Raw genomic sequence first — 23,755 nt, 5'->3', positions numbered from 1 at the left:
ACGAAACCTGTCAACTGGTCCCGTGCATTTTCCTGGCCTTCGAACGCGCGGCCGAGGCCTCCTCGTCCGCGCGCAGCGCCGGCCAGGCCGCGTGCAGGTACTGGAAGCCCGACCACAACGTCAGCAGCGCGGCGATCGCCAGCAGCCAGTCGCCGACGTGGAACACCGGCTCGCCCATCCAGATGCCCGCGGTCGAGCGGTTCGGGCTGACCGAGTACAGCAGGCAGGACAGCGCGATCATCTGCGCGGTGGTCTTGATCTTGCCGATCATCGCCACCTTCACCATCGCCCGCTGGCCCAGCTCGGCCATCCACTCGCGCAGCGCCGACACCGCGATCTCGCGGCCGACGATCACCGCCGCCCAGAACGCCATCCACGGGGTCGGATGGCCCTGCACGATCAGGAACAGGGCCACCGCCACCATCAGCTTGTCGGCCACCGGGTCGAGGAAGGCGCCGAAGGCCGAGTGCATGCCGTAGCGGCGCGCGACCCAGCCATCCAGCCAGTCGGTGACGGCGGCGAGGATGAACACGCCGGCGGCGGCGAAGTTGGTCCATCTGTAAGGCAGGTAGAACACCAGGACCAGCACCGGGATCATCATGATCCGCAGCAGGGTCAGCCAGGTGGGTACGGTCAGGGTCATCGGTCTTGCGCGGATTCGGAACCAGGCACGGGCAGCCCGTGCAGGGTAGCGTAGATGCGGGCGGCCAGGGCCGCGTTGATGCCTTCGACCCGGGCGATCTCCTCCTCGCCGGCGGCCTTGAGCCCGCCCAGGCCGCCGAAATGCTTCAGCAGCGCGGCGCGGCGGCGCGGGCCGATGCCGGGGATGTCCTCCAGGCGGCTGGTGGTGCGCGCCTTCTGGCGCTTGCCGCGGTGGCCGGTGATGGCGAAGCGGTGCGCCTCGTCGCGCACCTGCTGGATGAACTGCAGCGCCGGCGAGGCCGCGCCGGGGCGCACCTCGCGGCCGTCGGGGAACACCAGGGTCTCGTCGCCGGCACGCCGCTGCTCGCCCTTGGACACGCCCACCAGCAGCACGTTCTCCACGCCCAGGTCGGCCAGTGCCGCGCGCGCCTGCGCCAGCTGCCCGGCGCCGCCGTCGATCAGCAGCACGTCGGGCAGGACCGCGTTGGAACCCGGCGGCGCCACGCCGGCCTCGGCCTCCATCGCACGGCGGAAGCGCCGCTCGATCGCCTGGCGCATCGCGGCGTAGTCGTCGCCCGGCTCGATCCCGGTGATGTTGTAGCGGCGGTATTGGTTGCGCACCGGCCCGGCCGGGTCGAACACCACGCACGAGGCCACGGTGGCCTCGCCCAGGGTGTGGCTGATGTCGAAGCACTCCACGCGCGAGGGCACTTCCTCCAGGCCCAGCAGCTCGCGCAGGGCCTCGCTGCGCACCTGTTGCGCGTTGCGGCTGGCCAGTTCGCTGGCCAGGGCCACCTTGGCGTTGCGCCTGGCCAGTTCCAGGTAGCCGGCGCGCTCGCCGCGCACGCTGGACTTCAGCGCCACCCTGCGCCCCGCCCCCTCGGCCAGCGCCGCCTCGATCACCTCGGCGTCGGGGATCGCGCGGTCCAGCACAATCTCCGGCGGCGCCGGCTGCTCGGCGTAGTACTGCGACACGAAGGCTGCCAGCACCTCCTCGGCGCTGTCCTCGCCGTTGGTGCGCGGGAAGAACGCGCGGGTGCCGAGGTTGCGGCCGTCGCGGAACGCCAGCAGCAGCACGCACGCATGGCTGCCCTGCATCTCGCAGGCGATCACGTCCAGGTTGGCGGCATGGCCGTCCACGTACTGCCGCGCCTGCATGCCGCGCAGCTGCGCCAGCAGGTCGCGCAGGCGCGCGGCCTCCTCGAACTCCAGCGCCTGGCTGGCCTTCTCCATCGCCGCCGCCAGCTCCTTGCCCAGCTCGTCGCTGCGGCCTTCCAGGAACAGCGAGGCGCGGCGCACCGATTCGGCGTAGTCCTCCTCCGCCACCAGGCCCACGCACGGCGCGCTGCAGCGGCCGATCTGGTACTGCAGGCAGGGCCGGCTGCGGTTGCGGAACACGCTGTCCTCGCAGCTGCGCAGGCGGAACAGCTTGTGCATCAGGTTCATGGTCTCGCGCACCGCGCCGGCGCTGGCGTAGGGGCCGAAGTAGCGCCCCGGCACCGCGCGCGGGCCGCGGTGGAAGGCCAGCCGCGGCCACTGTTCGCGGGTCAGCAGCACGTACGGGTAGCTCTTGTCGTCGCGCAGGGAGACGTTGTAGCGCGGCGACAGCGACTTGATCAGCTGGTTCTCCAGCAGCAGCGCCTCGGCCTCGGTGCGGGTGACCGTGACCTCCATGCGCGCGATCTGGGCGACCATCGCCTGGATCCGCGGGGTCTTGGGCGTGTTGCTGAAATAGCTGGCCACGCGCCGCTTGAGCGCGCCGGCCTTGCCGACGTACAGCAGGCTGCCGTCGGCCGCGTACATGCGGTACACGCCCGGGGCCAGGCTCAGGCCGGAAACGAAGGCCTTGCCGTCGAACTCCGGTACCGCGGGGCTGCTCATTCGCTGATGTTCACGTCGCCCAGTTCGCCGGTGACGATGTCGTAGCGCAGCACGGCATGGGCGTCGGTCTCGGCGATCCAGACCGCGCCGCCGCCGATGGCCAGGCCGGAGGGGCCATGGAGACGCCGCGGCAGGCTGACGGTGCTCAGCTCGCCGCCGCCAAGGCGGAGGGTACGCAGGCTGCCGTTGCCGCTGTCGGCGATCCACAGCAGCGGCGCATCCGCGCTCAGGGCGATGCCCTGCGGATGCTGCAGGCGGGCGTTGGCACGCGGGCCGTCGGCATCGCCGAAATCCCACATGCCCTGCCCCACCAGGGTCTGGACCAGGTCGCTGCGCAGCTGCAGCGAGCGGATCGCCGAGCCCAGCGCGTCGCACACGTACAGCACCTGCTGCACCGCGGCCAGGCCGGCGGGCTGGGCGAACGCGGCGATGGTGCGGGCGTTGCCGTCGCGCATCTCCAGGCGCCCGGTGCCAGCGCGCAGCGACAGCTCGCTGCGGCCCAGGTCGTAGCTCCACAGGCGGTTGTCGCCGGCGCAGGCGATGTGCACCTGGTTGGCGGCCACGGCCAGCGCCACCGGGTGGTCGAGCGAGGTGCCGGTGCTGGCCACCGGCCCTTCCACCGGCTCGCCGGGGCGGCCGGTGCCGCACAGCGTGTCCACCGTGCCCTTGAGCAGGTTGATCCGGCGCAGGGCATGGTTGCCGGTGTCGGCCACGTACAGGAACTCGCGCTCCAGGGCCAGGCCCTGCGGGCGGTTGAACGCGGCCTGGTCGTGCGGGCCGTCCATCGCGTCGGCGGTGCCCAGGCCGAACTGGCGCAGGATGCGCCCGGCGTGGTTGCACTCCAGGATGCGGTGGTGCCCGGTGTCGGCGATGAACAGGCGCTCGGCGCTGACCGCCACCGCGGTGGGGAAGCGCAGCGCCAGGCGCGGCTCGGGCACGGTTTCCACCAGCCGCACCTCCTCCGGGTGCGGGGGCGGCGCGTCCGCGGCCAGGGCCGACAGCGCGCGGTCCAGGTCGCCGCCCAGGCCGACGATGCGCTCGCGCTCGCGGCCCTGCGCGTCGACCAGCAGCAGGGTCGGCCAGGATTCGATGCCGTAGCGCTGCCAGGCCGCCCAGTCGGCGTCCAGCAGCGCGGGGAAGCTGCTGCCATGGCGGCGCAGCAGCTTCAGCGAGCGCTGCGGCTGGCGCTCGCAATCGAAGCGCGGCACCTGCAGCACCAGCACGTGCAGCTTGCCCGGGTTGCGCGCCTGCCAGTTCGCCAGCTCCTGCAGGCGCTGGGTGCACCAGGCCGAGGCGGCGTTGACGAAGGCCAGCACGACCGGGCGGCCGCGCAGGTCGTGGAGGGAGGCCGGGTTGGCGTTGAGCCAGTCGAGGCCGGCGGGCAGTTCCTGGAGGGTCGCCGCGTTCATGGGGCGATTATGCCGGAGCCGGCGCGGCTGGAAAGCCGTTCGACCGCGGCCCGGGCCGCGGCGTCGACCAGGCTCCAGACTTCCTCGAAGTGTTCCTCCCCGCCGTAGTACGGATCGGGCACCTCGCCGCCGGGCACGGTCCCGGCCCAGTCCAGCAGCAGCGCGACCTTGCCGCGTGCCTGCGCCGGGGCCAGCCGGCGCACGTCGCGCAGGTTGTCGGCGTCGGCGCAGAGCAGCCAGTCGAAGTCCTCGAAGTCGCGGCTGCGGACCTGGCGTGCACGCAGGCCGCCGATGTCCACGCCGTGGCGGCGGGCGCAGGCGATGGCGCGGCGGTCCGGCGGCTCGCCGGCGTGCCAGCCGCCGGTGCCGGCCGAGTCCACCTCCACCCGCCCGGCCAGGTGCGAGGCGGCGATCCGGGCGCGCAGCGCGCCCTCGGCCATCGGCGAGCGGCAGATGTTGCCCAGGCACACGACCAGGATCCGGGTGGTGCTCATGCGCCCAGCTCCCGCAGGCGGGCCTCGGCGCGCTCCAGGTCCTCCTGGGTGTCCACGCCCGGCGGGAACGGCTCCGGGGTCAGGGCCACGGCGATGCGGTGGCCGGCTTCCAGCACCCGCAGCTGCTCCAGCGATTCGACCCGCTCCAGCACGCCCGGCGGCATCGCCGCGAAGGTGCGCAGGAAGCCGGCGTGGTAGGCGTAGATGCCGATGTGGCGCAGCCAGTGTCCGCCTTCCGGCAGCACGCTGCGGTCACGGGCGAAGGCGTCGCGCGGCCACGGCAGCGGCGCGCGGCTGAAGTACAGGGCGTCGCCGTTGGCGGCGCGCACCAGCTTGACCGTGTTGGGATCGAACAGGACTTCGGCCTCGGTCACCGGCGCGGCCAGGGTCGCCATCGCCGCCCCGCTGGCGGCCAGCAGCCGCGCGACTTCGCGGATGCCGCTGGCCGGGGCGAAGGGCTCGTCGCCCTGCAGGTTGACCACCAGGGTGTCGTCGCTCCAGCCGGCGATCGCGACGCATTCGGCCAGGCGGTCGGTGCCGGAAGCGTGGTCGGGCGAGGTCATGGCCACGCGCACGCCGGGCTGGCCGGCCACGGCCTCGGCCACGCGCGCGTCGTCGGTGGCCAGCCAGACCTCGCGTGCGCCGGCGGCCAGCGCGCGCCGCGCCACGTGCAGCACCAGCGGTTCCCCGCCGAGCGGGCGCAGCGGCTTGCCCGGCAGGCGGCTGGCGGCGTAGCGGGCCGGCACGGCGACCACGAAATCCAGTTGCGACATGACGTTCTCCGGTCGTGCGATCTGTCCAGGACGGCCGCCGCGGCGGCCGGATGCGGCCTTCAGCCTTCGCGCGGCGGCGAGCCCAGGCGGTCCAGCAGCGCCACCCAGAACGCGGCCGGCAGTTCGGCGTCCACCGGCACCGCGTGGCAGCGCTCGTCGGCGAAGGCGGCGCACTTCACCGCGTCCTTCTCGGTCATCAGCACCGGCAGGTCGTTGCCGAACTCCAGGTCCGCCGGCTGGTAGGCGTGGTGGTCGGCGAAGGCATGCGGGACCACGCCGATCCCGGCCGCGCGCAGGGTATCGAAGAAGCGTTCGGGGTTGCCGATCCCGGCGACCGCGTGCACGCGCAACCCGGCGAACGCCGCCAGCGGCCGCGGCCGGCCGCCGGCCAGCGGCAGCACGCTGCGGGTGCGCAGGTACATCGGCCATTCGCCGAAGCCGGTGGCGCAGGCGGCGGGCCGCTCCGCGGCGCGCCCGGTCCCCGGCGCGCTGGCCGCGGCGCCGCCGTGGCCCAGGTTGACCACGCGGAAGTCGCAGCGGCGGCCGCGCTCGGCCGGTTCGCGCAACGGTCCCGCCGGGAGCATGCGGCCGTTGCCGTAGCGGCGCGCGCCGTCGATCACCTCGATCTCGACGTCGCGCTCCAGGCGGTAGTGCTGCAGGCCGTCGTCGCACACCACCACGTCGCAGCCGGCCTCGACCAGGGCGCGCGCGGCGGCGGCGCGGTCGCGGTCGACCCGCACCGGCACCGCGGCGCGGCGCGCGATCAGCACCGGCTCGTCGCCGCCCTGCTCCACCGGGGTCTCCGGCAGCACCCAGCGCGGCGCGGTGTCGGCGCGGCCGTAGCCGCGACTGGCCACGCCCGGGCGCCAGCCTTCGCGGCGCAGGCGCTCGACCAGGGCCAGGGTCAGCGGGGTCTTGCCGGCGCCGCCGGCGGCCAGGTTGCCGACCACCACCACCGGCACCGGCACGCTGTGCCGGCGCAGCAGGCCGATCCGGTAGAGCCGGCCGCGCAGGGCGATGGCCGCGGCGTAGACCGTGGCCAGCAGCCGTGCCGGCAGCGGCACCGGGCCGTCGTTGAACCACCAGGAAGGGGTCTTCGGGGCGCCGCGGCTCATGCCCGGACCTCCCCGGGCGCCGCGCCGGCGTTCGCCGCTGCCACCCAACCGCTGTGCAGGATCCCGCGCATCACGCCTGGCGCTCGCGGAACTGGGCGCTGTGCAGGTGGGCGTAGAGGCCGCCGGCGGCGACCAGCTCGGCGTGGGTGCCGCGCTCCACGATCCGGCCCTGGTCCAGCACCAGCACCTGGTCGGCGTGCTCGATGGTCGACAGGCGGTGGGCGATCACCAGGGTGGTGCGCTCGGGCATCAGCCGCTGCAGTGCGTCCTGCACCAGGCGCTCGGATTCGTTGTCCAGGGCCGCGGTGGCCTCGTCCAGGATCAGGATCGGCGCGTCGCGCAGGATCGCGCGGGCGATCGCCAGGCGCTGGCGCTGCCCCCCGGACAGCAGCGCGCCGTTCTCGCCGATCGGGGTATCCAGGCCCTGCGGCAGGCGCTCGATGAACTCCCAGGCGTTGGCCGCCTCGGCCGCGGCGCGGATCGCCTCGTGGCTGGCGTCGGAGCCGTAGGCGATGTTGGCGGCGACGGTGTCGTCGAACAGCATCACCTTCTGCCCGACCAGGGCGATCTGCCGGCGCAGGTCGCTCATGCGGTACTCACTGAGCGGCACCCCGTCCAGGGTGATGCGCCCGGCGCTGGGCTCGTAGAAGCGCGGCACCAGCCGCACCAGGCTGGTCTTGCCCGAGCCGGAGCGGCCGACGATCGCGGTCACCGTGCCCGGGCGGGCGACGAAGCTGACATCGTCCAGGGCGAAGCCGGGCTGGTCGCGGTAGCGCAGGCTGACGTGCTCGAACGCCAGCTCGCCGCGGGCGCGGTCGATGCGGCGGGTGCCGGTGTCGGTCTCTTCCTCGCTGTCGATGATCTGGAACAGCCGCTCGGCCGCGGACACACCGCGCGCGACCGCGGTCTGCACGCTGGTCACCCGGCGCAGCGAGGGGATGATGGCCATCATCGCGGTCATCAGCATGACGAAGTCGCCGGCATCGAGGCGGCCCTGCAGCGCCTCGCGCGCGGCCACCCAGACGATCGCCGCCAGCGCCAGCGCCGCCAGCAGCTGGACCATGGCCGAGGCGCCGGCGCGGGTGCTCTCGACCTTCATGTTCAGGCCCAGGATGCGGTTGGCGAGGCTGGCGTAGCGCCCGGTCTCCAGCGACTGCGCGCCGTGGATCTTGACGTCCTGCTGCGCCGCCAGCGACTGCTCGGCGCTGGCGGCCATGCGCCCCATGCCGTCCTGGATGCCGCCGCTGATGCGGCGGTAGCGCTTGCCCACGTACCACACGATCACGCCGATCAGAGGGGTGATCAGCAGCATGGCGAAGGTCACCTTGATGCTGGCCCACAGCATGATCCCGAGCAGGCCGGCGATGGTCAGGCTGTCGGTGACCAGGGTCTTCAGCGCCTCGGAGCTGGCCTGGGTGACCTGTTCGGTGTCGAAGTTCAGGCGGCTGACCATCACCGGGGTGGATTCGGCGTCGAAGTGCGCCGACGGCAGCCGCAGGTACTTGGCCAGCACCTGCTCGCGCAGGTCGCGGACCACGCTGCGGCCGGTGCGGGCCATGCCATAGTCGGTGACGAAGGTGGCCAGGCTGCGCAGCACGAACAGGCCGACGATGGCCAGCGGCAGGAACACCGCGTCCTCGGCCGTGGGCTGCACGAAGTTGTTGGTCAGCGGCTTCATCAGCCGCACGAAGCTGGCGCCAGCCACGGCTTCCACCGCCATGCCGACCAGGGCGGCGGCCAGGAACATCCAGTACCTGCGGGTGTAGCCGAGCAGGCGCCGATAGATCGGCCAGACCGGTTGCCGGGGGGTACGACTCAAGACTGCGGCTCCGGTGCGGTGGCGATGGCGATGCGGCGGAAGCCCAGCTGGGCCAGGGCGTCCTGGGCGGTGACCACCGCCTGGTACGGGGTGCGGGCGTCGGCGCGCAGCATCACCGGCAGCTCGCGGTCGTCGCCGGCGGCCGCGGCGATGGCCTGCTTGACCGCCTCCACGTCGGTGCGCAGCACCTCCTGCTCGCCGACGAAGTAGCGGCCGTCGGCGTTGACCAGGATGTTGAGGGTCTTCGGCGGCGCCGGCTGCTGCGCGCTGGCCACCGGCAGCTGCAGCTGCAGGGTCGAGCGGACGTCGAAGGTGGTGGTGATCACGAAGAAGATGATCAGCACCAGGATGACGTCGATCAGCGGCACCAGGTCGATGCCCGGCTCGTCGTAGGCGCGCTGGTCGCGGATACGCATGGCCGTCCCTCAGCCGCGCACCGGGGCCGCCGGCGCCGGGCGCTGCGCCGGGCGCGCCGCGGCCGGGCGGGCGGCGCCGGGCGCGCGCTCCAGGGCGTCGAGCAGCGCGGTGGCCTGTTCCTCCATCTCGATCACGTAGCCGGCGATGCGGCTGCGGAAATAACGGTGGAACACCAGCGAGGGCACCGCCACGATCATGCCGGTGGCGGTGCACACCAGCGCCTTGCCGATGCCGCCGGCCAGCTGGTTCACGTCGCCCAGGCCATGGTCGAGGATCCCCAGGAACATCTGGATCATGCCGATCACCGTGCCCAGCAGGCCCAGCAGCGGGCCGGCCGAGGCGATCGTGCCCAAGGCGCTGAGGAAGCGCTCCATGCGGTGCACCAGGTGGCGGCCGGTGTCCTCCAGGCGCTCGCGGATCAGCTCGCGCGGGCGGTGGCGCACGTCCAGCGCCGCCGCCAGCAGCGCACCCAGCGGCGAGTTGCGCCGCAGCGATTCGATGTGGGCCGGTTCCAGCTCGCCGCGGGCCGCCCAGTTACGGACTTCCTCGCCCAGGCGCGGGGGCATGACCTCCACCCGGCGCAGGCTCCACAGCCGCTCGATGATGATCGCCAGGGCGACGAGACCCAAGAGGATCAGCGGCAGCATCGGCCAGCCACCGGCCTTGACCAGTTCCCACACCTGAACCACCTCCGGCACGCAGCCATCTTGCACAGGAACGTAAGGATGACGGCAAACGCCTGCGCGGCGCCAGCCCACCAGACGCCGGCGCACGTAACCGGCCGGGAAACGCCGGCGCCGGCGCCGGCCGGCGGCCGCCCCCGCCCGGCCCGCCGCCGCAGCCTGCTCCGGCGCACGGCCGGCGGCGTTGGCCGGCCGCCGCCCTACTCCTCCTGCTCCCCCGGCGGCGGCAGCGGGCGATCCCACAACCGCCTGCGCCATGGGCGGCGCTCGCGCACCGCCAGGCCGTCGCCGTCCAGCCAGACCCGGATGGCGCCGGAGGCCGGCGTGGCCAGCACTTCGGCCCCGTGGTAGCGCCAGCGCCGCACCACCGGCTCGTGCGGGTGGCCGAAGCGGTTGCGGTAGCCGGCCGCCACGAGTGCCAGCCGCGCCCCGGTGGCGGCCACGAAGCCCGGCGAGGAACTGCCGCTGCTGCCATGGTGCGGCACCACCACCACCTCGGCGCGCAGGTCCTGCGGCTGCCGCAGCAGGCGCTGCTCGACCACCTCGCCGATGTCGCCCGGCAGCAGGACCGCGCCATGCGCCGTCTCCACCCGCAGCACGCAGCTGGCCTCGTTGCGCAGGTATGGGAAGTGCTCGGCCGGGTGCAGGAAGCGGAACCGCACCCCGTCCCATTCCCAGTCCACGCCACGCTGGCAGGGGCCGTCCATCTCCAGGGGCGCCCCCTCCGGGGCCAAGGCCAGGTCCACCGCCAGCGCTTCGCGCACCGCCGGCCAGCCACCGGCGTGGTCGAGGTCGGCATGGCTCACCACCACCCGGTCCAGGCGGGCCACGCCCAGCGCGCGCAGGGCCGGCAGCACCGCGCGTTCACCGGCGTCGTAGCCGTCGCGGACCGCCGGTCCGGCGTCGTACAGCAGGGCGTGGCCGGAGGTGCGCACCAGCACCGACAGTCCCTGGCCGACGTCGAACACGTGCAGCTCCACCCCGCCGGGCGGCGGCAGCTCGCGGTCAGGCCACAGCAGCGGCAACCACAGCAGCAGCGCCAGCGGCTTGCCCGGAACGCCGCGCGGCAGCATCAGCCAGAACGCCCCGGCCAGCGCCGGCAGCACCGCCCAGGAGCGCGCCTCCGGCAGCCACCACAGGGCGAAGCGGCCGGCGGCCATGGCCTCGAACAGGCGCCAGCTGGGATCGAAGCAGGCCGCGGCCAGGCGCCAGGCCCAGGTCCCCGCACCGGCATGGACCGCCTCCAGCAGCGTGCCCAGCAGGCTCAACGGCACCACCACCAGACTCCACCACGGGATCGCCACCAGGTTGGCCAGCGGCCCGGCCAGCGAGGCCTGCTGGAACAGGACCGCGCCCAGCGGCAACAGGCCCAGGGTGGCCACGCCCTGGGCCAGCAGGAAGTCGCGCAGCCAGTGGCGCCGGCCGTCGCCCGGCAGGCACCACACCAGCCAGGCCACGCCGGCGAAGCTGAGCCAGAACCCGGCCTGCAGCACCGCCAGCGGATCGGCCAGCAGGATCGCCAGCAGGGCCAGCGCCAGCCCCTCCCAGGGGCCCAGCGCGCGCCGCGCCACCCGCGCCAGCGCCACCACCGCGATCATCAGCGTGGTACGCACGGTCGGCAGGGCGAAGCCGGCCACCGCGGTATAGCCGGCCGCCGCGGCCACCGCTGCCAGCGCCGCGGCCTGCAGCCTGGGCAGGTGGCGGCCCAGCCGCGGCAGCAGCCACCAGGCGGCGGCCACCACCCAGGCGCCGAAGCCGGCCACCAGGCCGACATGGAAACCGGAGATCGCGATCAGGTGGGTCAGTCCCACCCCGCGCAGCACCGCCCAGTCCGGATCCTGCAGCCCGCGGGTATCGCCCAGCGCCAGCGCGCGCACGAACCGCGCCGCCGGTCCGCCCACGCCGGCGTCGATCCGCGCCGCCATGCGCCCGCGCCAGGCGTCGATCCCGGCCGCCGGCGCCAGTTCGCGGGCCAGCTGCGGCGCGCGCAGGTAGCCGGTGGCGGCGATGCGCTGGGCCAAGGCATGGCGCCCGGCGTCGAAACCGCCCGGGTTGGCCAGTCCGCGCGGCGCGCGCAGGCGGGCATACAGGCTCCAGCGCGATCCTGGCTGCAGCTGCAGGCGCGGCCCGGGCTCCAGCGCACCGAAGTCGTCGTACCAGGACAGTTGCAGCAGGCGGCCACGCAGCTCCGGCGGTGCGTCCTCGCCCACCCGCAACAGGAAGCGCGTGCGCCGTGCCTCGTGCTCGGGCAGGCCCACCACCTTCCCGGAGAGGTGCACGTCGTGTCCCTCCAGCGCCGGCGGCAGCTGTGCCGCCAACCCCCAGCCTGCGTGCAGGCCGGCCCATCCCACTCCCAGAAACAGCGCCCCGGCCGCGCGTGCGCGCCAGGGCCAGGCCCAGGCCGCCGCGCCGGCCAGGGCCGCCAGCCAGCACAGCGGCGCCGGTGGCAAGGCCGGCAGGAACAGGCAGGCAGTGACCCCACCCAGCAGCGCCGCCGCGCAGGCCAGCCCGGCCGGGGGCGGCACGCGCGGGCATGCTGGCACGGCGCCGGGGCCCGCCTCCGCCGTCGCCCCGCTCCATCGGGATTCGTCCGCCGCTGCATCCATGCCCGTTCCCGCACCACGGCCACCCGGCCAGCCTAGCTGGCCGGCGGCACGCGTCCATCAGCCGACGCGCGATTGCGCTGTAGGAATTACCCGGCGCCGGGGCGGTTGGGTCGCGCACCCGGCCGCGCGATACTGCCGGACCCGGCCGGAGCACCGCCTTGGACCACCACGTCGAGATCCACTACTGCACCCGCTGCCGCTGGCTGCTGCGCGCGGCCTGGATGGCGCAGGAACTGCTGGGCACCTTCCAGAACGAGCTGGCACGGCTGTCGCTGGTGCCGGGCACCGGGGGCGTGTTCGAGGTCTACGCCGACGGTGAGCGCATCTGGTCGCGCGCCGAGGACGGCGGTTTCCCGGAGATCGCCGAGCTCAAGCAGCGGGTGCGCGACCGCATCGCCCCCGGCCGCGACCTGGGGCACGTGGACCGCCATGCCGGCGGCGACCGCGACCAGGCCTCCCGCTGAGCGCGGCCTCAGGCCGCCGGCGGCAACTCGCGCAGGCGGCCTTCGTGCAGTTCCAGCACCCGGTCCAGGCGCGCGGCCAGGCGCCGGTCGTGGGTGACCAGGACCAGGCTGGTGCGCTGGGCACGGTTGAGGTCGAGCATCAGGTCGAACACCGTGGCCGCGGTCTTCTCGTCGAGGTTGCCGGTGGGCTCGTCGCCGAGCACGCAGGCCGGGCGGTTGACCAGGGCCCGCGCCACCGCGGCGCGCTGGCGCTCGCCGCCGGACAGCTCGCCGGGCTTGTGTCCCAGGCGCTTGCCAAGTCCCACCGCCTGCAGCAGCTCGGTGGCGCGGCGGCTGGCCTCGGCCGGATCGCCGCCGGACAGCAGCACCGGCATCATCACGTTCTCCAGCGCGGTGAACTCCGGCAGCAGGTGGTGGAACTGGTAGACGAAGCCCAGGGCGCGGTTGCGCAGGCGGCCGCGGGCGGCATCCGACAGCGCCGACATCTTCTGCCCGGCCACGTAGACCTCGCCGGCGGTGGGCGTGTCCAGCCCACCCAGCAGGTGCAGCAGGGTGCTCTTGCCGGCACCGGAGGCGCCGACGATGGCCACCGTCTCGCCCGCGGCCACGCGCAGGTCCAGGCCGTCGAACACGTGGGTGCGCAGCTTGCCTTCGGCGTAGGTCTTGCCCAGGCCCTCGGCGCGCAGCGCCTCGCCGGCATGCAGGATCGGGTCATTCATAGCGCAGCGCCTCCGCCGGCTGGGTCCGGGCCGCGCGCCAGGCCGGGTAAAGCGTGGCCAGGAAGCTCATCAGCAACGCCACCACCACGGTCGCGGCCACGTCGCCGGTCTGCATGTCGGTGGGCAGGCCGGTGATGTAGTAGACGTCTTCGGGCAGCAGGGTGATGTCGAACAGCGCCTCGATCGCGTCGAGGATGCGCTCCAGGTTCCAGGTCAGGGCCACGCCGCCGACGAAGCCCAGCACGGTGCCGACGATGCCGATCAGCGTGCCCTGCACCATGAACACCTGCATCACCCCGCCCGGGGTCAGGCCCAGGGTGCGCAGGATGGCGATGTCGGCCTGCTTGTCGGTGACCAACATCACCTGCGAGTTCACCAGGGTGAAGGCGCCCATCAGGATGATCAGCGACAACAGGATGCCCATCACCGTCTTTTCCATCTTCAGCGACTGGTACAGGTTGGCGTTCTCCTGGGTCCAGTCGCTGACCCGGTAGAAGCCCGGCAGCTGCAGCGCCAGGTCGCGCGCCACCTCGTAGGAGCGGTTGAGGTCGTGCAGCTTCAGGCGCACGCCGGTAACCCCCTCCACCCGCAGCACACGCTGCAGGTCGTCCATGTGCACCATGGCCAGGCCGCGGTCGATGTCGTTGTAGCCGGCCTCGAACACGCCGCTGACGGTGAAGCGCTTGTAGCGCGGCATCGCGCCCATCGGCGAGCCCTGGAACTCCGGCAGCATCACCAGCACGGTGTCGCCCACGTCCACGCCCAGCCACAGCGCCAGCTCCTGGCCCAGCAGGATGTTGAACGAGCCCGGCTGCAGCGAGGCGGCGTCGCCGCGCTTGATCTTGCGCGCGACCTCCGACACCTGCTCCTCCAGCGCCGGCTCCACCCCGCGCACCATCGCCGGCTGCCGGCGCGGCCCGGACAGCAGGGCCTCGGTCTCCACGTACGGCGCGGCGCCGGCCACGCGCGGGTCGCGCCCGGCCACCTCCAGCGCCTCCCGCCACTCCAGCATCGGCTCGCCGCTGGCCGACACGGTGGCATGGGCGGCGAACTGCAGCAGGCGGTCGCGGATCTCCTTCTGGAAGCCGCTCATCACCGCCATGGTGGTGATCAGCACCATGACGCCCAGGGCGATGCCGATGATCGAGGCCAGCGAGATGAAGGAAATGAAGGCGTTGCGGCGTTTGGCGCGCAGGTAGCGCAACCCGATGGCGACGGGGACCGGTCTGAACATGGATCAGGGATGTCCGCTGCCGGGAACCCGGCGCTTGGGGCGGTTATGGTGCCACCGGCGAGGTGTACAGCGAAGCGCGGCCGCGCCGCGTGGCCAGTCGCAGTTCACGCCGCGCCACCGGAGGCAGGGTGTCCGGCCACCACGCCAGGCGCCAGCGGCGGCCATCGTCGTCGACCAGCTCCACCACCGCCAGCGGTCCGCGCCAGCGGACCTGCCAGGCCTGCACGCGCACGCCGTCGAACAGCGCGCCGCCGTCGGCGTCCAGCACCAGCAGGTGGCGGGACTGCCGGCGCTGCGCCCACGCCTGCCACAGGCCCCAGGCCAGGGCGATGCCGGCCAGCGCCGCGCCGGCCCGCGGCGGGACGCCGGAAGCCAGCACGCAGGCCGCGGCCAGCGGCGCGAGCGCCAGCAGCGCCAGCGACGGCCAGCGCGAGGGGCGCCACTCAAGACGGAAGGGCGCGGATGCCGGCGATGAGCCCGGCGAGTTCGGCATCCGGACAGTCCTCGTATCCCATGAACCAGCGCCAGAGCTTATCGTCCTCGCAATCGAGCATCCGTAGGAATACCCCTCGCTCGGCGTCGGAAGCTTGCTCCCAGCGGTGTTTCAGGAAGCGTTCGAACAGCTGGTCCAGCTCGCGCATGCCACGGCGGCAGCGCCAGCGGATCCGGCGGAGCTGGATATCGGAATCGGTCTCGGGAACGCTCACGGCATCGGTCACGGCAATGGAACCGCCATTTTACCGGGCACGGCGCGCGGCGGCCGGCCTCAGCCGGCCGCGGCCTCGCGCTGCTTGAGCCAGCGGTGCACCAGCAGCGCCAGCAGCGTGGACAGCGCGCCGGACAGCAGGTAGGCGCCCATGTAGGCCAGGCCGAAGTTGGCGCACAGGCCCAGGGCCACCAGCGGGGCGAAGGCCGCGCCGATCAGCCAGGCGAAGTCCGAGGTCAGCGCCGCGCCGGTGTAGCGGTAGCGGGAGCCGAAGTTGCGGGTCACCGCGCCGGAGGACTGGCCGTAGGACAGCCCCAGCAGGACGAAGCCCAGCAGCAGGAACACGTCCCGCGCCAGCTCGCCGCCGCCCAGCAGCGTCGGGGCGAAGCCGCTGAACATGGCGATCGCCAGCGCCAGCGCGCCCAGGGTCGGGACCCGGCCGAAGCGGTCGGCGATCACGCCGGAGGCCAGCACGCCGCCGATGGCGAGGAAGCCGCCGACCACCTGCACCAGCAGCACCTCGGTGATCGGCTGCTCGGAGAACAGCAGGATCCACGAGACCGGGAAGATGGTGACGATGTGGAACAGGGCGTAGCTTGCCAGCGGCGCGAAGGCGCCGATCACCACGTGCCTGCCCTTCTCCCGGAACAGCTCGCGCAGCGGCACCGGCTCCAGCTCGCGCTGGCCCATCTGCCGCTCGTACTCGTGGGTGACGACCAGGCGCAGGCGCGCGAACAGCGCCACCACGTTGATGGCGAAGGCCGCGAAGAACGGGTAGCGCCAGCCCCAGGCGTAGAAGTCCTCGGCCGGGAGGTTGCCGAGCAGGAAGGCGAACAGCGCCGCGGCGACGATGAAGCCCACCGGCGCGCCCAGCTGGCCGAGCATGGCGTACCAGCCGCGGCGGTGCTTGGGGGCGTTGAGCGCCAGTAGCGACGGCAGGCCGTCCCAGGACCCGCCCAGCGCCACGCCCTGGGCCAGGCGAAACAGCGCCAGCAGCACGATCGCGGTCGCCCCCAGGCGCGCGTACCCGGGCAGGAAGGCGATGCCGGCGGTGGCCGTGCCCAGCAGGAACAGGGCCGCGGTCATCTTGGTGCCGCGGCTCCAGCGCGCCTGGATGCGCAGGAACAGCGCCGTGCCCAGCGGGCGGGAGATGAATGCCAGGGCAAAGATCGCGAACGAGTACAGGGTCGCCTGCAGGGGTTCGGCGAAGGGGAAGAACACCTTCGGGAACACCAGGGCCGAGGCGATGCCGTAGACGAAGAAGTCGAAGTACTCCGAGGCCCGGCCGATCACGACGCCAACGGCGATCTCGCCGGGGGCGACCTCGTGCTGGGAGGCATCCTGGCCGTGGATGGAGACGGTATGGCTGGACACTGGGATCGAGGTCATGGCAACGGTTGCAGGCGGCGGGAAGGTGTCGCTGCGGCCAAGGTTGCACGGCCACGGCCGGGTACACAACCCGGCCCGGACAGGGTGACACCAAAACCCGCGCCGGGCGATAGGACAAAACGTCCAATCGCCCCCCCCTGCCCCCGGCGGTACAGTGTGCGGTGCAGCGCACCCCCGCCAAGCGCGAATCGAAGCACGATGTCCCTTCCCAAGACCCTGTGCCGCCTCCTGGCGGCTGCCAGCCTGGCCGTGTTGCTGGGCGGTTGCAACACCATCCTGCTGAACGCCCCGGGCGACGTCGCCCGCCAGCAGGGCAACCTGATCATCATCGCCACGGTGCTGATGCTGATCATCATCGTCCCGGTGATCTGCCTCACCCTGTTCTTCGCCTGGCGCTACCGGGCCTCGAACAGGAAGGCGACCTACAAGCCCGACTGGGACCACTCCCTGCAGCTGGAGCTGGTGGTGTGGTCGGCCCCGCTGCTGATCATCATCGCCCTGGGTTCGATCACCTGGATCACCACCCACACCCTGGACCCGTACCGCCCCCTCGAGCGCATCGCCGAGGGCAAGCCGGTGCCGGAGGGCGTGGAGCCGCTGGAGGTCGAGGTGGTCTCGCTCGACTGGAAGTGGCTGTTCATCTACCCCGAACAGGGCATCGCCACCGTGAACGAGCTGGCGGCCCCGGTCGACCGCCCGATCCGCTTCAAGCTCACCTCCTCCACGGTGATGAACGCGTTCTACGTCCCGGCGCTGGCCGGCATGATCTACACCATGCCGGGCATGCAGACCGAGCTGAACGCGGTGATCAGCACCGAGGGCGAGTACGAAGGCTTCTCGTCCAACTACAGCGGCGCCGGCTTCTCCGGCATGCGCTTCCGCTTCCATGCGCTCAGCCAGGAAGGCTTCGACGCCTGGGTGGGCAAGGTCCGCGAAAGCGGCAGGGAGCTGGGCCGCGAGGGCTACCTGGAGCTGGAAAAGCCCAGCGTGCGCGAGCCGGTGCACCACTTCGCCGCGGTCGACCCGGCCCTGTACGAGGCCGTCCTCAACCGCTGCGTCGACCCGCGCCGGATGTGCCTGCACGAGATGATGGCCATCGACGCCGGCAACGGCTCCGGCCGCACCCGCATGGAGGGCCTGGAGGCCCGCAGCCGCGGCGACCTGCGTGGCGGCCGCTACGTGCAGTCGGCCATGTGCGCCGCCGGCGACGCCCCGGCCCCCGGCCTGGCCACCACCCTCTCCCGCTCCTGATGCGGTCCGTCGCCGCGCCCGCACCCGGCGCGGCGGCCTGACGACGGAAGTCCCGAATCATGTCCTCCCCTCATTCCACTTCGGCACCCTATAACCCGTTGACCGGCTACCTGGGCTGGGAATCGTTCCCGCTGCACGACCCGGTCATCCTCTCGGCGTTCATCGGCACCTGCGTGGCCGGCCTGGCCGTGCTGGCGCTGATCACCAAGTACAAGCTGTGGGGCACCCTGTGGCGCGACTGGTTCACCAGCATCGACCACAAGAAGATCGGCATCATGTACATGGTGCTGGGCCTGGTGATGCTGCTGCGCGGCTTCGCCGACGCGCTGATGATGCGCCTGCAGCAGGCCATCGCCTTCGGTGACAACCTGGGCTACCTGCCGCCGCACCACTACGACCAGGTGTTCACCGCCCACGGCGTGATCATGATCTTCTTCGTGGCCATGCCGCTGGTGACGGGCCTGATGAACTACCTGGTGCCGCTGCAGATCGGCACCCGCGACGTCGCCTTCCCGTTCCTCAACAACTTCAGCTTCTGGATGACCACCGCCGGCGCGGTGCTGGTCATGCTGTCGCTGTTCGTGGGCGAGTTCGCCAAGACCGGCTGGCTGGCCTACCCGCCGCTGTCGGGCATCGAGTACAGCCCCGACGTGGGCATGGACTACTACATCTGGGCGCTGCAGATAGCAGGCGTCGGCACCTTGTTGTCGGGCGTCAACCTGATCGTGACCATCGTCAAGATGCGCGCGCCGGGCATGACCCTGATGAAGATGCCGGTGTTCACCTGGACCGCGCTGTGCACCAACGTGCTGATCGTGGTCAGCTTCCCGGTGCTGACCGCCGTCCTGGCGCTGCTGTCGCTGGACCGTTACGTGGGGACCAACTTCTTCACGAACGACCTCGGCGGCAACCCGATGATGTACGTGAACCTGATCTGGATCTGGGGCCACCCGGAGGTCTACATCCTGATCCTGCCGATCTTCGGCGTGTTCTCGGAAATCGTCTCGGCCTACTCGGGCAAGCGCCTGTTCGGCTACAGCTCGATGGTCTACGCGACCGTCTGCATCACCATCCTGTCGTACCTGGTGTGGCTGCACCACTTCTTCACCATGGGATCGGGGGCGAGCGTCAACTCGTTCTTCGGCATCACCACGATGATCATCTCGATCCCCACGGGCGCGAAGATCTTCAACTGGCTGTTCACCATGTACCGCGGCCGCATCCGCTTCGAGGTGCCGATGCTGTGGACGGTGGGCTTCATGGTCACCTTCGTGGTGGGCGGCATGACCGGCGTGCTGCTGGCCGTCCCGCCGGCCGACTTCGTGCTGCACAACAGCCTGTTCCTGATCGCGCACTTCCATAACGTGATCATCGGCGGCGTGGTGTTCGGCCTGTTCGCCGGCATGACCTTCTGGTTCCCGAAGGCCTTCGGCTTCAAGCTCGACCCGTTCTGGGGCAAGGTCTCGTTCTGGTTCTGGCTGGCCGGCTACTGGTTCGCCTTCACCCCGCTGTACGTGCTGGGCCTGATGGGCGTGACCCGCCGCATGAGCCACTTCACCGACCCGTCGCTGCAGATCTGGTTCCAGGTCGCCGCCTTCGGCGCGGTGCTGGTCGCCATCGGCATCGCCGCCTTCCTGGTCTGCATCTTCGTCAGCTTCCGCAACCGCGAGAAGCTGCGCGACGTGACCGGCGACCCCTGGGACGCCCGCAGCCTGGAATGGTCCACCTCCTCGCCGCCCCCGGTGTACAACTTCGCCTTCACCCCGGTGGTGCACGACAACGACGCGTGGTGGGACATGAAGCAGCGCGGCGCCCAGCGCCCGACCTCCGGCTTCCTGCCGATCCACATGCCGAAGAACACCGCCGCCGGCGTGGTCATCGCCGGGCTGTCCACCGTGTGCGCCTTCGCCCTGGTCTGGCACATCTGGTGGCTGGCCATCGGCGCCTTCGCCGCGACCGTGATCGCCTCGATCGTGCATACCTTCAACTACAAGCGGGACTACTACATCCCGGCCGAGTACGTGGCCGAGACCGAAGCCGCCCGCACCGAACTGCTGAAGAACGCCAATGTCTGACGCCGCCATTGCATCCTCGCCGCTCGCCGGCGACCCGACCCGGTTCTACGACACCGGCGGCCACCACCACCCGCAGAACGGCACCCTGCTCGGGTTCTGGATCTACCTGATGAGCGACCTGCTCATCTTCGCCTGCCTGTTCGCGGTGTACGGCGTGCTGGGCCGCAGCTACGCCGCCGGCCCCACCGGCGCCGACCTGTTCGACCTGCCGCTGGTGGCCCTCAACACGGCCATGCTGCTGCTGTCCTCGATCACCTACGGCTTCGCGATGCTGTCCATGCAGCGCCGCAGCACCGCCGGGGTGCTCGGCTGGCTGGCGGTGACCGGCCTGTTCGGCGCCGCGTTCCTGGGGCTGGAGCTGTACGAGTTCTCGCACCTGGTCCACGAGGGCGCCGGCCCGCAGCGCAGCGCGTTCCTGTCCTCGTTCTTCGCCCTGGTCGGCACCCACGGCCTGCACGTGGCCTTCGGCATCGTGTGGCTGGTGGTGCTGATGGTGCAGGTGCGCATGCACGGGCTGCACGAGGCCAACCGCCGCCGCCTGATGTGCCTGTCCCTGTTCTGGCATTTCCTCGACGTCGTCTGGATCGGCGTCTTCACCTTCGTCTACCTGATGGGAGTGCTGCCATGAGCCAGCCCCACGACATCCACGCCCACGCCGCCAGCCACGACGAGCACGGCGGCGAGCACCACGCCCACGAGGAGGGCGCGCACGGCAGCCTGCGCGACTACGTCATCGGCTTCGTCCTGTCGGTGGTCCTCACCGCCATCCCGTTCTGGCTGGTGATGGGCAACGTGATCCAGGACTCCGGCACCACGGCCCTGGTGATCCTCGGCCTGGCCGTGGTCCAGATCGTGGTGCAGATGGTCTACTTCCTGCACATGAACGCGCGCTCGGAAGGCGGCTGGAACATGCTTGCGCTGATGTTCACCGTGGTCCTGGTGGTGATCGTGCTGGCCGGTTCGCTGTGGGTCATGCACCACATGAACGCCAACATGATGCCGCACATGTCGACCCACGACGCGCGGGTCATGCCCTGACGCCGGCCATGCGCCGCGGCTGTTACGCTGGCCACATGGACAACGGTTCCAGGGTCCACCGCCATGAACAGCCTGCCTGAGGCCGCCCCGCGGCGGCCGCACGGCCCGATCGCCACCGCCGTCCTGGCGGTGGCGTTCGTGTTTGGGTTCCTGCTGTTCCTCTCGCTGGGCCTGTGGCAGGTCCAGCGCCTGCACTGGAAGCACGACCTCATCGCCCGCGTCGACGCGCGGGTGCACGCCGCCCCGGTGCCTGCGCCCGACGCAGCCGCGTGGGCGGCCTCTTCCCCCGTCGACCACGAATACCGCCGGGTCCGCGTCAGCGGCCACTGGCTGCCGGGCCTGGATACCCGCACCCAGGCGCTGACCGAGGCCGGTTCCGGCCACTGGCTGCTGCGGCCGCTGCGCCGCGACGACGGCAGCGTGGTCCTGGTCAACCTGGGCTTCGTGCCCGAGCACTGGCAACCCGTCCCGCCCGATGCGGACGCCCCGGCGGAAGTCACGGGGCTGCTGCGCCTGGGCGAGCCCGGCGGCGGCTTCCTGCGCCGCAACCAGCCGGAGCAGGAGCGTTGGTACTCGCGCGACGTGGAGGCCATCGCCGCCCACCGCGGCCTGGCCGGCGCCCTGCCCTACTTCATCGACGCCGACGCCGCCTCGGCGGTCCAGGCCGGCAGCCCCTGGCCCCGCGGCGGGCTGACGGTGGTACGGTTCCGCGACAACCACCTGGGCTATGCGCTGACCTGGTTCGCGCTGGCCCTGCTGGTGGCCTTCGGCGCCTGGCGCTTCGCGCTGGAGGAACGGCGCATCCGCCGCCACTGGCGCCAGCGCAGCACGGAGCAACCGGATGGATCCACGCACCCCGGGCGCGGGCGCGCCCGCTAGCCCCGCCCTGTTCGAACTGGCCCCGGCCGACGAGGCGCACGGCGCCGGCCTGCGCAACATGCAGCAGCTGATCGAGCTGCGCTGGTACGCCATCGTCGGCCAGGTCGCGACCATCGGCTTCGTCCACTTCGCGCTGGACATCGAGCTGCCGCTGGTCACCATGCTGGGCATCGCCGGCTGCCTGGCCGCGTTCAACCTGGCCTGCCTGGTGTTCTGGCGGCCGCGGCAGGAAGTCGGCGACCTGGCGCTGCTGGCGGCCCTGCTGGTGGACGTGGCCGCGCTGACCGCGCAGCTCTACCTCAGCGGCGGCATCACCAACCCCTTCCTGTTCCTGTACCTCCTGCAGGTGGCGCTCGGCGCCCTGCTGCTGCCCGGCTGGGCCGCGTGGGTGGTGGTGGCCGCGGCCTGCGCCGGCGTGCTGGGCATGGTGGTCTCGCCCGGGCCGGTCACCATCCACGCCAATCCGGCGCGCGGCGTGGCCGATCCCTACGTGCAGGGCCTGCTGGCCTGCTTCCTGCTGACGGCGGCCCTGGCCGCCCTGTTCATCGGCCGCATCGCCCGCATCCTGCGTGACCGCGACGCACGCCTGGCGGCGCTGCGCCAGCAGGCGGTGGAGGAGGAGCACATCGTGCGCATGGGCCTGCTGGCCTCCGGCGCCGCGCACGAACTGGGCACGCCGCTGGCCACGCTGTCGGTGCTACTCGGCGACTGGCGGCGCATGGCGCCGTTCACCGAACACCCGGACCTGCAGCAGGACCTGGACGAAATGCAGGCCCAGCTCGAGCGCTGCAAGTCGATCGTCACCGGCATCCTGTTGTCGGCCGGCGACGCCCGCGGCGAAGCGCCGGCACAGACCACCCTGGCAACCTTCCTCGACGGCCTGGTCAGCGAATGGAGCGCCACCCGTCCGGTGTGCACGCTCGACTACCGCCGCCACCTGGAGGCGGACGTGCCGATCATCTCCGACTCCGGCCTCAAGCAGATGATCGGCAACATCCTGGATAACGCACTGGAGGCATCGCCGGATTGGGTTGGCATGGAAGTCCGCCTCGCCGGGGGCGACCGGCAGACCCTGGTCCTGGAGGTCAGCGACAACGGCCCCGGGTTCAGCGAGCAGACGCTGGCCAACTTCGGCAAGCCCTACAATTCGACCAAGGGCCGCCCGGGCGGCGGCCTGGGCCTGTTCCTCTCGCTGAACGTGGCCCGCAGCCTGGGCGGACGCCTCAACGCCTCCAACCGCTCCCCCGGCGGCGCCCGGGTGGTCCTGGAACTGCCACTGGCCGCCCTGCTGCCGCCCCAGCCCGATCCCCCCGACCCGGATGCCGATGACGATGAATGAATCCATTGAGCAGCCGCGCAAGCTGCTGATCGTCGAAGACGACGCTGCCTTCGCCCGCACCCTGGTCCGCTCCTTCGAGCGCCGCGGCTACGAAGTCCGGCACGTGCCCGGCCAGGCCGAGCTGGACGCGGTGCTGCAGGAGTTCGAGCCCGGCTACGCGGTGGTCGACCTCAAGCTGGCCGGCGGCAGTTCCGGCCTGGCCTGCGTCCAGGCCCTGCATGCGCGCGATCCCGACATGCTGATCGTGGTGCTGACCGGCTATGCCAGCATCGCCACCGCGGTGGAAGCGATCAAGCTGGGCGCCTGCCACTACCTGGCCAAGCCCTCCAACACCGACGACATCGAAGCCGCCTTCGGCAAGGCCCAGGGCAACGCCGACGTCGGCCTGGGCGAGCGTCCCACCTCGATCAAGACCCTGGAATGGGAGCGGATCCACGAAGTCCTGGCCGAAACCGGCTTCAACGTCTCCGAAACCGCCCGCCGCCTCGGCATGCATCGCCGCACCCTGGCCCGCAAGCTGGGCAAGCAGCAGGTCAAGTAGCCTGCGGTGATTGGTGATTGGTGATTGGTGATTGGTGATTGGTGATTGGTGATTGGTGATTGGTGATTGGTGATTGGTGATTGGTGATTCGGGCCGGGGCGCATGGGCACCGCCACCAATCACCGCCGCAGTGCATAGCCCGGACAAGGCGGCAGGCGGCATCCGGGACAGGGGCCGCCCATGCACGCCCCCCGCTACGCTTCGCTTATCCGGGCCAGGCATCCGCCCGGGAAGCCGGGGCGCAGGCGCGCCCTCCACGAATCACCGCTCCCGAATCGCAA

Annotated in this window: 22 protein-coding genes and 1 pseudogene; 8 read left to right on the top strand and 15 right to left on the bottom strand. The window is 71.9% G+C overall.

Annotation, left to right across the window (positions count from 1 at the left end; all coding sequences use genetic code 11):
- Nucleotides 1-10 precede the first annotated feature (10 nt).
- The 10 genes and pseudogenes from pgsA to PSEJ31_RS15735 all read right to left on the bottom strand — a co-directional run.
- Nucleotides 11-643, bottom strand: a complete 633-nt coding sequence (pgsA, locus tag PSEJ31_RS0105795; RefSeq protein WP_019399376.1) for a CDP-diacylglycerol--glycerol-3-phosphate 3-phosphatidyltransferase — start codon at nucleotides 641-643, stop codon at nucleotides 11-13.
- Complete coding sequence (uvrC, locus tag PSEJ31_RS0105790; RefSeq protein ID WP_028914911.1) at nucleotides 640-2,523, bottom strand: excinuclease ABC subunit UvrC; 1,884 nt, start codon at nucleotides 2,521-2,523, stop codon at nucleotides 640-642. The genes pgsA and uvrC overlap by 4 nt, the downstream gene beginning before the upstream one ends.
- A complete protein-coding gene (locus tag PSEJ31_RS0105785) occupies nucleotides 2,520-3,932 on the bottom strand; it encodes a redoxin domain-containing protein (RefSeq protein ID WP_028914910.1) in 1,413 nt (470 codons plus the stop codon). Before PSEJ31_RS0105785 ends, uvrC begins: the two co-directional genes overlap by 4 nt.
- Nucleotides 3,929-4,426 carry a low molecular weight protein-tyrosine-phosphatase gene (locus PSEJ31_RS0105780; RefSeq protein WP_028914909.1) on the bottom strand — a complete coding sequence of 166 codons (498 nt, stop codon included), beginning with the start codon at nucleotides 4,424-4,426 and terminating at the stop codon, nucleotides 3,929-3,931. Before PSEJ31_RS0105780 ends, PSEJ31_RS0105785 begins: the two co-directional genes overlap by 4 nt.
- Nucleotides 4,423-5,199 carry a 3-deoxy-manno-octulosonate cytidylyltransferase gene (kdsB, locus tag PSEJ31_RS0105775; protein WP_028914908.1) on the bottom strand — a complete coding sequence of 259 codons (777 nt, stop codon included), beginning with the start codon at nucleotides 5,197-5,199 and terminating at the stop codon, nucleotides 4,423-4,425. Before kdsB ends, PSEJ31_RS0105780 begins: the two co-directional genes overlap by 4 nt.
- A 59-nt stretch (nucleotides 5,200-5,258) precedes the next feature.
- On the bottom strand, nucleotides 5,259-6,314 hold the full coding sequence (gene lpxK / locus PSEJ31_RS0105770) for a tetraacyldisaccharide 4'-kinase (RefSeq protein ID WP_028914907.1): 1,056 nt from the start codon (nucleotides 6,312-6,314) through the stop codon (nucleotides 5,259-5,261).
- Between the two features lie 70 nt (nucleotides 6,315-6,384).
- Nucleotides 6,385-8,133 (bottom strand): lipid A export permease/ATP-binding protein MsbA, encoded by a 1,749-nt coding sequence (gene msbA / locus PSEJ31_RS0105765; RefSeq protein WP_026010359.1) that lies wholly within the window; start codon nucleotides 8,131-8,133, stop codon nucleotides 6,385-6,387.
- Complete coding sequence (locus PSEJ31_RS0105760) at nucleotides 8,130-8,549, bottom strand: biopolymer transporter ExbD (RefSeq protein WP_028914906.1); 420 nt, start codon at nucleotides 8,547-8,549, stop codon at nucleotides 8,130-8,132. The genes msbA and PSEJ31_RS0105760 overlap by 4 nt, the downstream gene beginning before the upstream one ends.
- Nucleotides 8,550-8,558: 9 nt before the next feature.
- Nucleotides 8,559-9,230, bottom strand: coding sequence for a MotA/TolQ/ExbB proton channel family protein (locus tag PSEJ31_RS0105755; protein ID WP_026010358.1), 672 nt, complete (start codon nucleotides 9,228-9,230; stop codon nucleotides 8,559-8,561).
- Nucleotides 9,231-9,444: 214 nt separating this feature from the next.
- A pseudogene (locus tag PSEJ31_RS15735) lies at nucleotides 9,445-11,776 on the bottom strand (DNA internalization-related competence protein ComEC/Rec2); the annotation flags it as partial.
- Between the two features lie 221 nt (nucleotides 11,777-11,997).
- Here PSEJ31_RS15735 and PSEJ31_RS0105745 point away from each other — a divergent pair.
- Nucleotides 11,998-12,303 (top strand): SelT/SelW/SelH family protein, encoded by a 306-nt coding sequence (locus PSEJ31_RS0105745; RefSeq protein ID WP_019397798.1) that lies wholly within the window; start codon nucleotides 11,998-12,000, stop codon nucleotides 12,301-12,303.
- A gap of 8 nt (nucleotides 12,304-12,311) precedes the next feature.
- Here PSEJ31_RS0105745 and lolD read toward each other — a convergent pair whose 3' ends face one another.
- From lolD to PSEJ31_RS0105720, 5 genes are all read right to left on the bottom strand, one after another.
- A complete protein-coding gene (gene lolD / locus PSEJ31_RS0105740) occupies nucleotides 12,312-13,022 on the bottom strand; it encodes a lipoprotein-releasing ABC transporter ATP-binding protein LolD (protein ID WP_028914905.1) in 711 nt (236 codons plus the stop codon).
- Complete coding sequence (locus tag PSEJ31_RS0105735) at nucleotides 13,015-14,256, bottom strand: lipoprotein-releasing ABC transporter permease subunit (RefSeq protein ID WP_026010346.1); 1,242 nt, start codon at nucleotides 14,254-14,256, stop codon at nucleotides 13,015-13,017. Before PSEJ31_RS0105735 ends, lolD begins: the two co-directional genes overlap by 8 nt.
- Nucleotides 14,257-14,299: 43 nt before the next feature.
- On the bottom strand, nucleotides 14,300-14,749 hold the full coding sequence (locus PSEJ31_RS15730) for a protein YgfX (protein ID WP_037034634.1): 450 nt from the start codon (nucleotides 14,747-14,749) through the stop codon (nucleotides 14,300-14,302).
- Nucleotides 14,700-14,897 carry a succinate dehydrogenase assembly factor 2 gene (locus PSEJ31_RS15725; protein WP_050992246.1) on the bottom strand — a complete coding sequence of 66 codons (198 nt, stop codon included), beginning with the start codon at nucleotides 14,895-14,897 and terminating at the stop codon, nucleotides 14,700-14,702. The genes PSEJ31_RS15730 and PSEJ31_RS15725 overlap by 50 nt, the downstream gene beginning before the upstream one ends.
- Nucleotides 14,898-15,022: 125 nt before the next feature.
- Nucleotides 15,023-16,351: an MFS transporter gene (locus PSEJ31_RS0105720; protein WP_019399772.1), complete on the bottom strand. Its 1,329-nt coding sequence runs from the start codon at nucleotides 16,349-16,351 to the stop codon at nucleotides 15,023-15,025.
- A gap of 198 nt (nucleotides 16,352-16,549) precedes the next feature.
- Between PSEJ31_RS0105720 and cyoA the strand changes: the two genes are divergently transcribed.
- The 7 genes from cyoA to PSEJ31_RS0105685 all read left to right on the top strand — a co-directional run bounded on the left by cyoA (nucleotide 16,550) and on the right by PSEJ31_RS0105685 (nucleotide 23,474).
- Nucleotides 16,550-17,602: a ubiquinol oxidase subunit II gene (gene cyoA / locus PSEJ31_RS0105715; protein ID WP_019399773.1), complete on the top strand. Its 1,053-nt coding sequence runs from the start codon at nucleotides 16,550-16,552 to the stop codon at nucleotides 17,600-17,602.
- 59 nt (nucleotides 17,603-17,661) lie between these two features.
- Nucleotides 17,662-19,677 (top strand): cytochrome o ubiquinol oxidase subunit I, encoded by a 2,016-nt coding sequence (gene cyoB, locus PSEJ31_RS0105710; RefSeq protein ID WP_050992244.1) that lies wholly within the window; start codon nucleotides 17,662-17,664, stop codon nucleotides 19,675-19,677.
- Nucleotides 19,670-20,305, top strand: a complete 636-nt coding sequence (gene cyoC, locus PSEJ31_RS0105705) for a cytochrome o ubiquinol oxidase subunit III (protein ID WP_019399775.1) — start codon at nucleotides 19,670-19,672, stop codon at nucleotides 20,303-20,305. The genes cyoB and cyoC overlap by 8 nt, the downstream gene beginning before the upstream one ends.
- Nucleotides 20,302-20,715 carry a cytochrome o ubiquinol oxidase subunit IV gene (gene cyoD, locus PSEJ31_RS0105700; protein WP_028914903.1) on the top strand — a complete coding sequence of 138 codons (414 nt, stop codon included), beginning with the start codon at nucleotides 20,302-20,304 and terminating at the stop codon, nucleotides 20,713-20,715. The genes cyoC and cyoD overlap by 4 nt, the downstream gene beginning before the upstream one ends.
- 63 nt (nucleotides 20,716-20,778) lie before the next feature.
- A complete protein-coding gene (locus PSEJ31_RS0105695; RefSeq protein WP_028914902.1) occupies nucleotides 20,779-21,594 on the top strand; it encodes an SURF1 family cytochrome oxidase biogenesis protein in 816 nt (271 codons plus the stop codon).
- Nucleotides 21,557-22,933, top strand: a complete 1,377-nt coding sequence (locus PSEJ31_RS0105690) for an ATP-binding protein (RefSeq protein WP_028914901.1) — start codon at nucleotides 21,557-21,559, stop codon at nucleotides 22,931-22,933. Before PSEJ31_RS0105695 ends, PSEJ31_RS0105690 begins: the two co-directional genes overlap by 38 nt.
- On the top strand, nucleotides 22,926-23,474 hold the full coding sequence (locus tag PSEJ31_RS0105685; RefSeq protein ID WP_028914900.1) for a response regulator transcription factor: 549 nt from the start codon (nucleotides 22,926-22,928) through the stop codon (nucleotides 23,472-23,474). The genes PSEJ31_RS0105690 and PSEJ31_RS0105685 overlap by 8 nt, the downstream gene beginning before the upstream one ends.
- Nucleotides 23,475-23,755 lie beyond the last annotated feature (281 nt).

Source organism: Pseudoxanthomonas sp. J31 (genome assembly GCF_000510725.1).
In the GTDB taxonomy this organism is placed as follows: domain Bacteria; phylum Pseudomonadota; class Gammaproteobacteria; order Xanthomonadales; family Xanthomonadaceae; genus Pseudoxanthomonas.
The sequence above is the reverse complement of the archived record's forward strand: the minus strand, read 5'-3'. Positions and strand labels throughout refer to the sequence as shown.

Coding starts and splice junctions, on each gene's coding strand:
- pgsA (WP_019399376.1), bottom strand. CDS start 643: ATGACCCTGACCGTACCCACCTGGCTGACCCTGCTGCGGATCATGATG.
- uvrC (WP_028914911.1), bottom strand. CDS start 2,523: ATGAGCAGCCCCGCGGTACCGGAGTTCGACGGCAAGGCCTTCGTTTCC.
- PSEJ31_RS0105785 (WP_028914910.1), bottom strand. CDS start 3,932: ATGAACGCGGCGACCCTCCAGGAACTGCCCGCCGGCCTCGACTGGCTC.
- PSEJ31_RS0105780 (WP_028914909.1), bottom strand. CDS start 4,426: ATGAGCACCACCCGGATCCTGGTCGTGTGCCTGGGCAACATCTGCCGC.
- kdsB (WP_028914908.1), bottom strand. CDS start 5,199: ATGTCGCAACTGGATTTCGTGGTCGCCGTGCCGGCCCGCTACGCCGCC.
- lpxK (WP_028914907.1), bottom strand. CDS start 6,314: ATGAGCCGCGGCGCCCCGAAGACCCCTTCCTGGTGGTTCAACGACGGC.
- PSEJ31_RS0105760 (WP_028914906.1), bottom strand. CDS start 8,549: ATGCGTATCCGCGACCAGCGCGCCTACGACGAGCCGGGCATCGACCTG.
- lolD (WP_028914905.1), bottom strand. CDS start 13,022: ATGAATGACCCGATCCTGCATGCCGGCGAGGCGCTGCGCGCCGAGGGC.
- PSEJ31_RS0105735 (WP_026010346.1), bottom strand. CDS start 14,256: ATGTTCAGACCGGTCCCCGTCGCCATCGGGTTGCGCTACCTGCGCGCC.
- PSEJ31_RS15730 (WP_037034634.1), bottom strand. CDS start 14,749: ATGCCGAACTCGCCGGGCTCATCGCCGGCATCCGCGCCCTTCCGTCTT.
- PSEJ31_RS15725 (WP_050992246.1), bottom strand. CDS start 14,897: ATGCGCGAGCTGGACCAGCTGTTCGAACGCTTCCTGAAACACCGCTGG.
- PSEJ31_RS0105720 (WP_019399772.1), bottom strand. CDS start 16,351: ATGACCTCGATCCCAGTGTCCAGCCATACCGTCTCCATCCACGGCCAG.
- cyoA (WP_019399773.1), top strand. CDS start 16,550: ATGTCCCTTCCCAAGACCCTGTGCCGCCTCCTGGCGGCTGCCAGCCTG.
- cyoB (WP_050992244.1), top strand. CDS start 17,662: ATGTCCTCCCCTCATTCCACTTCGGCACCCTATAACCCGTTGACCGGC.
- cyoC (WP_019399775.1), top strand. CDS start 19,670: ATGTCTGACGCCGCCATTGCATCCTCGCCGCTCGCCGGCGACCCGACC.
- cyoD (WP_028914903.1), top strand. CDS start 20,302: ATGAGCCAGCCCCACGACATCCACGCCCACGCCGCCAGCCACGACGAG.
- PSEJ31_RS0105695 (WP_028914902.1), top strand. CDS start 20,779: ATGAACAGCCTGCCTGAGGCCGCCCCGCGGCGGCCGCACGGCCCGATC.
- PSEJ31_RS0105690 (WP_028914901.1), top strand. CDS start 21,557: ATGGATCCACGCACCCCGGGCGCGGGCGCGCCCGCTAGCCCCGCCCTG.
- PSEJ31_RS0105685 (WP_028914900.1), top strand. CDS start 22,926: ATGAATGAATCCATTGAGCAGCCGCGCAAGCTGCTGATCGTCGAAGAC.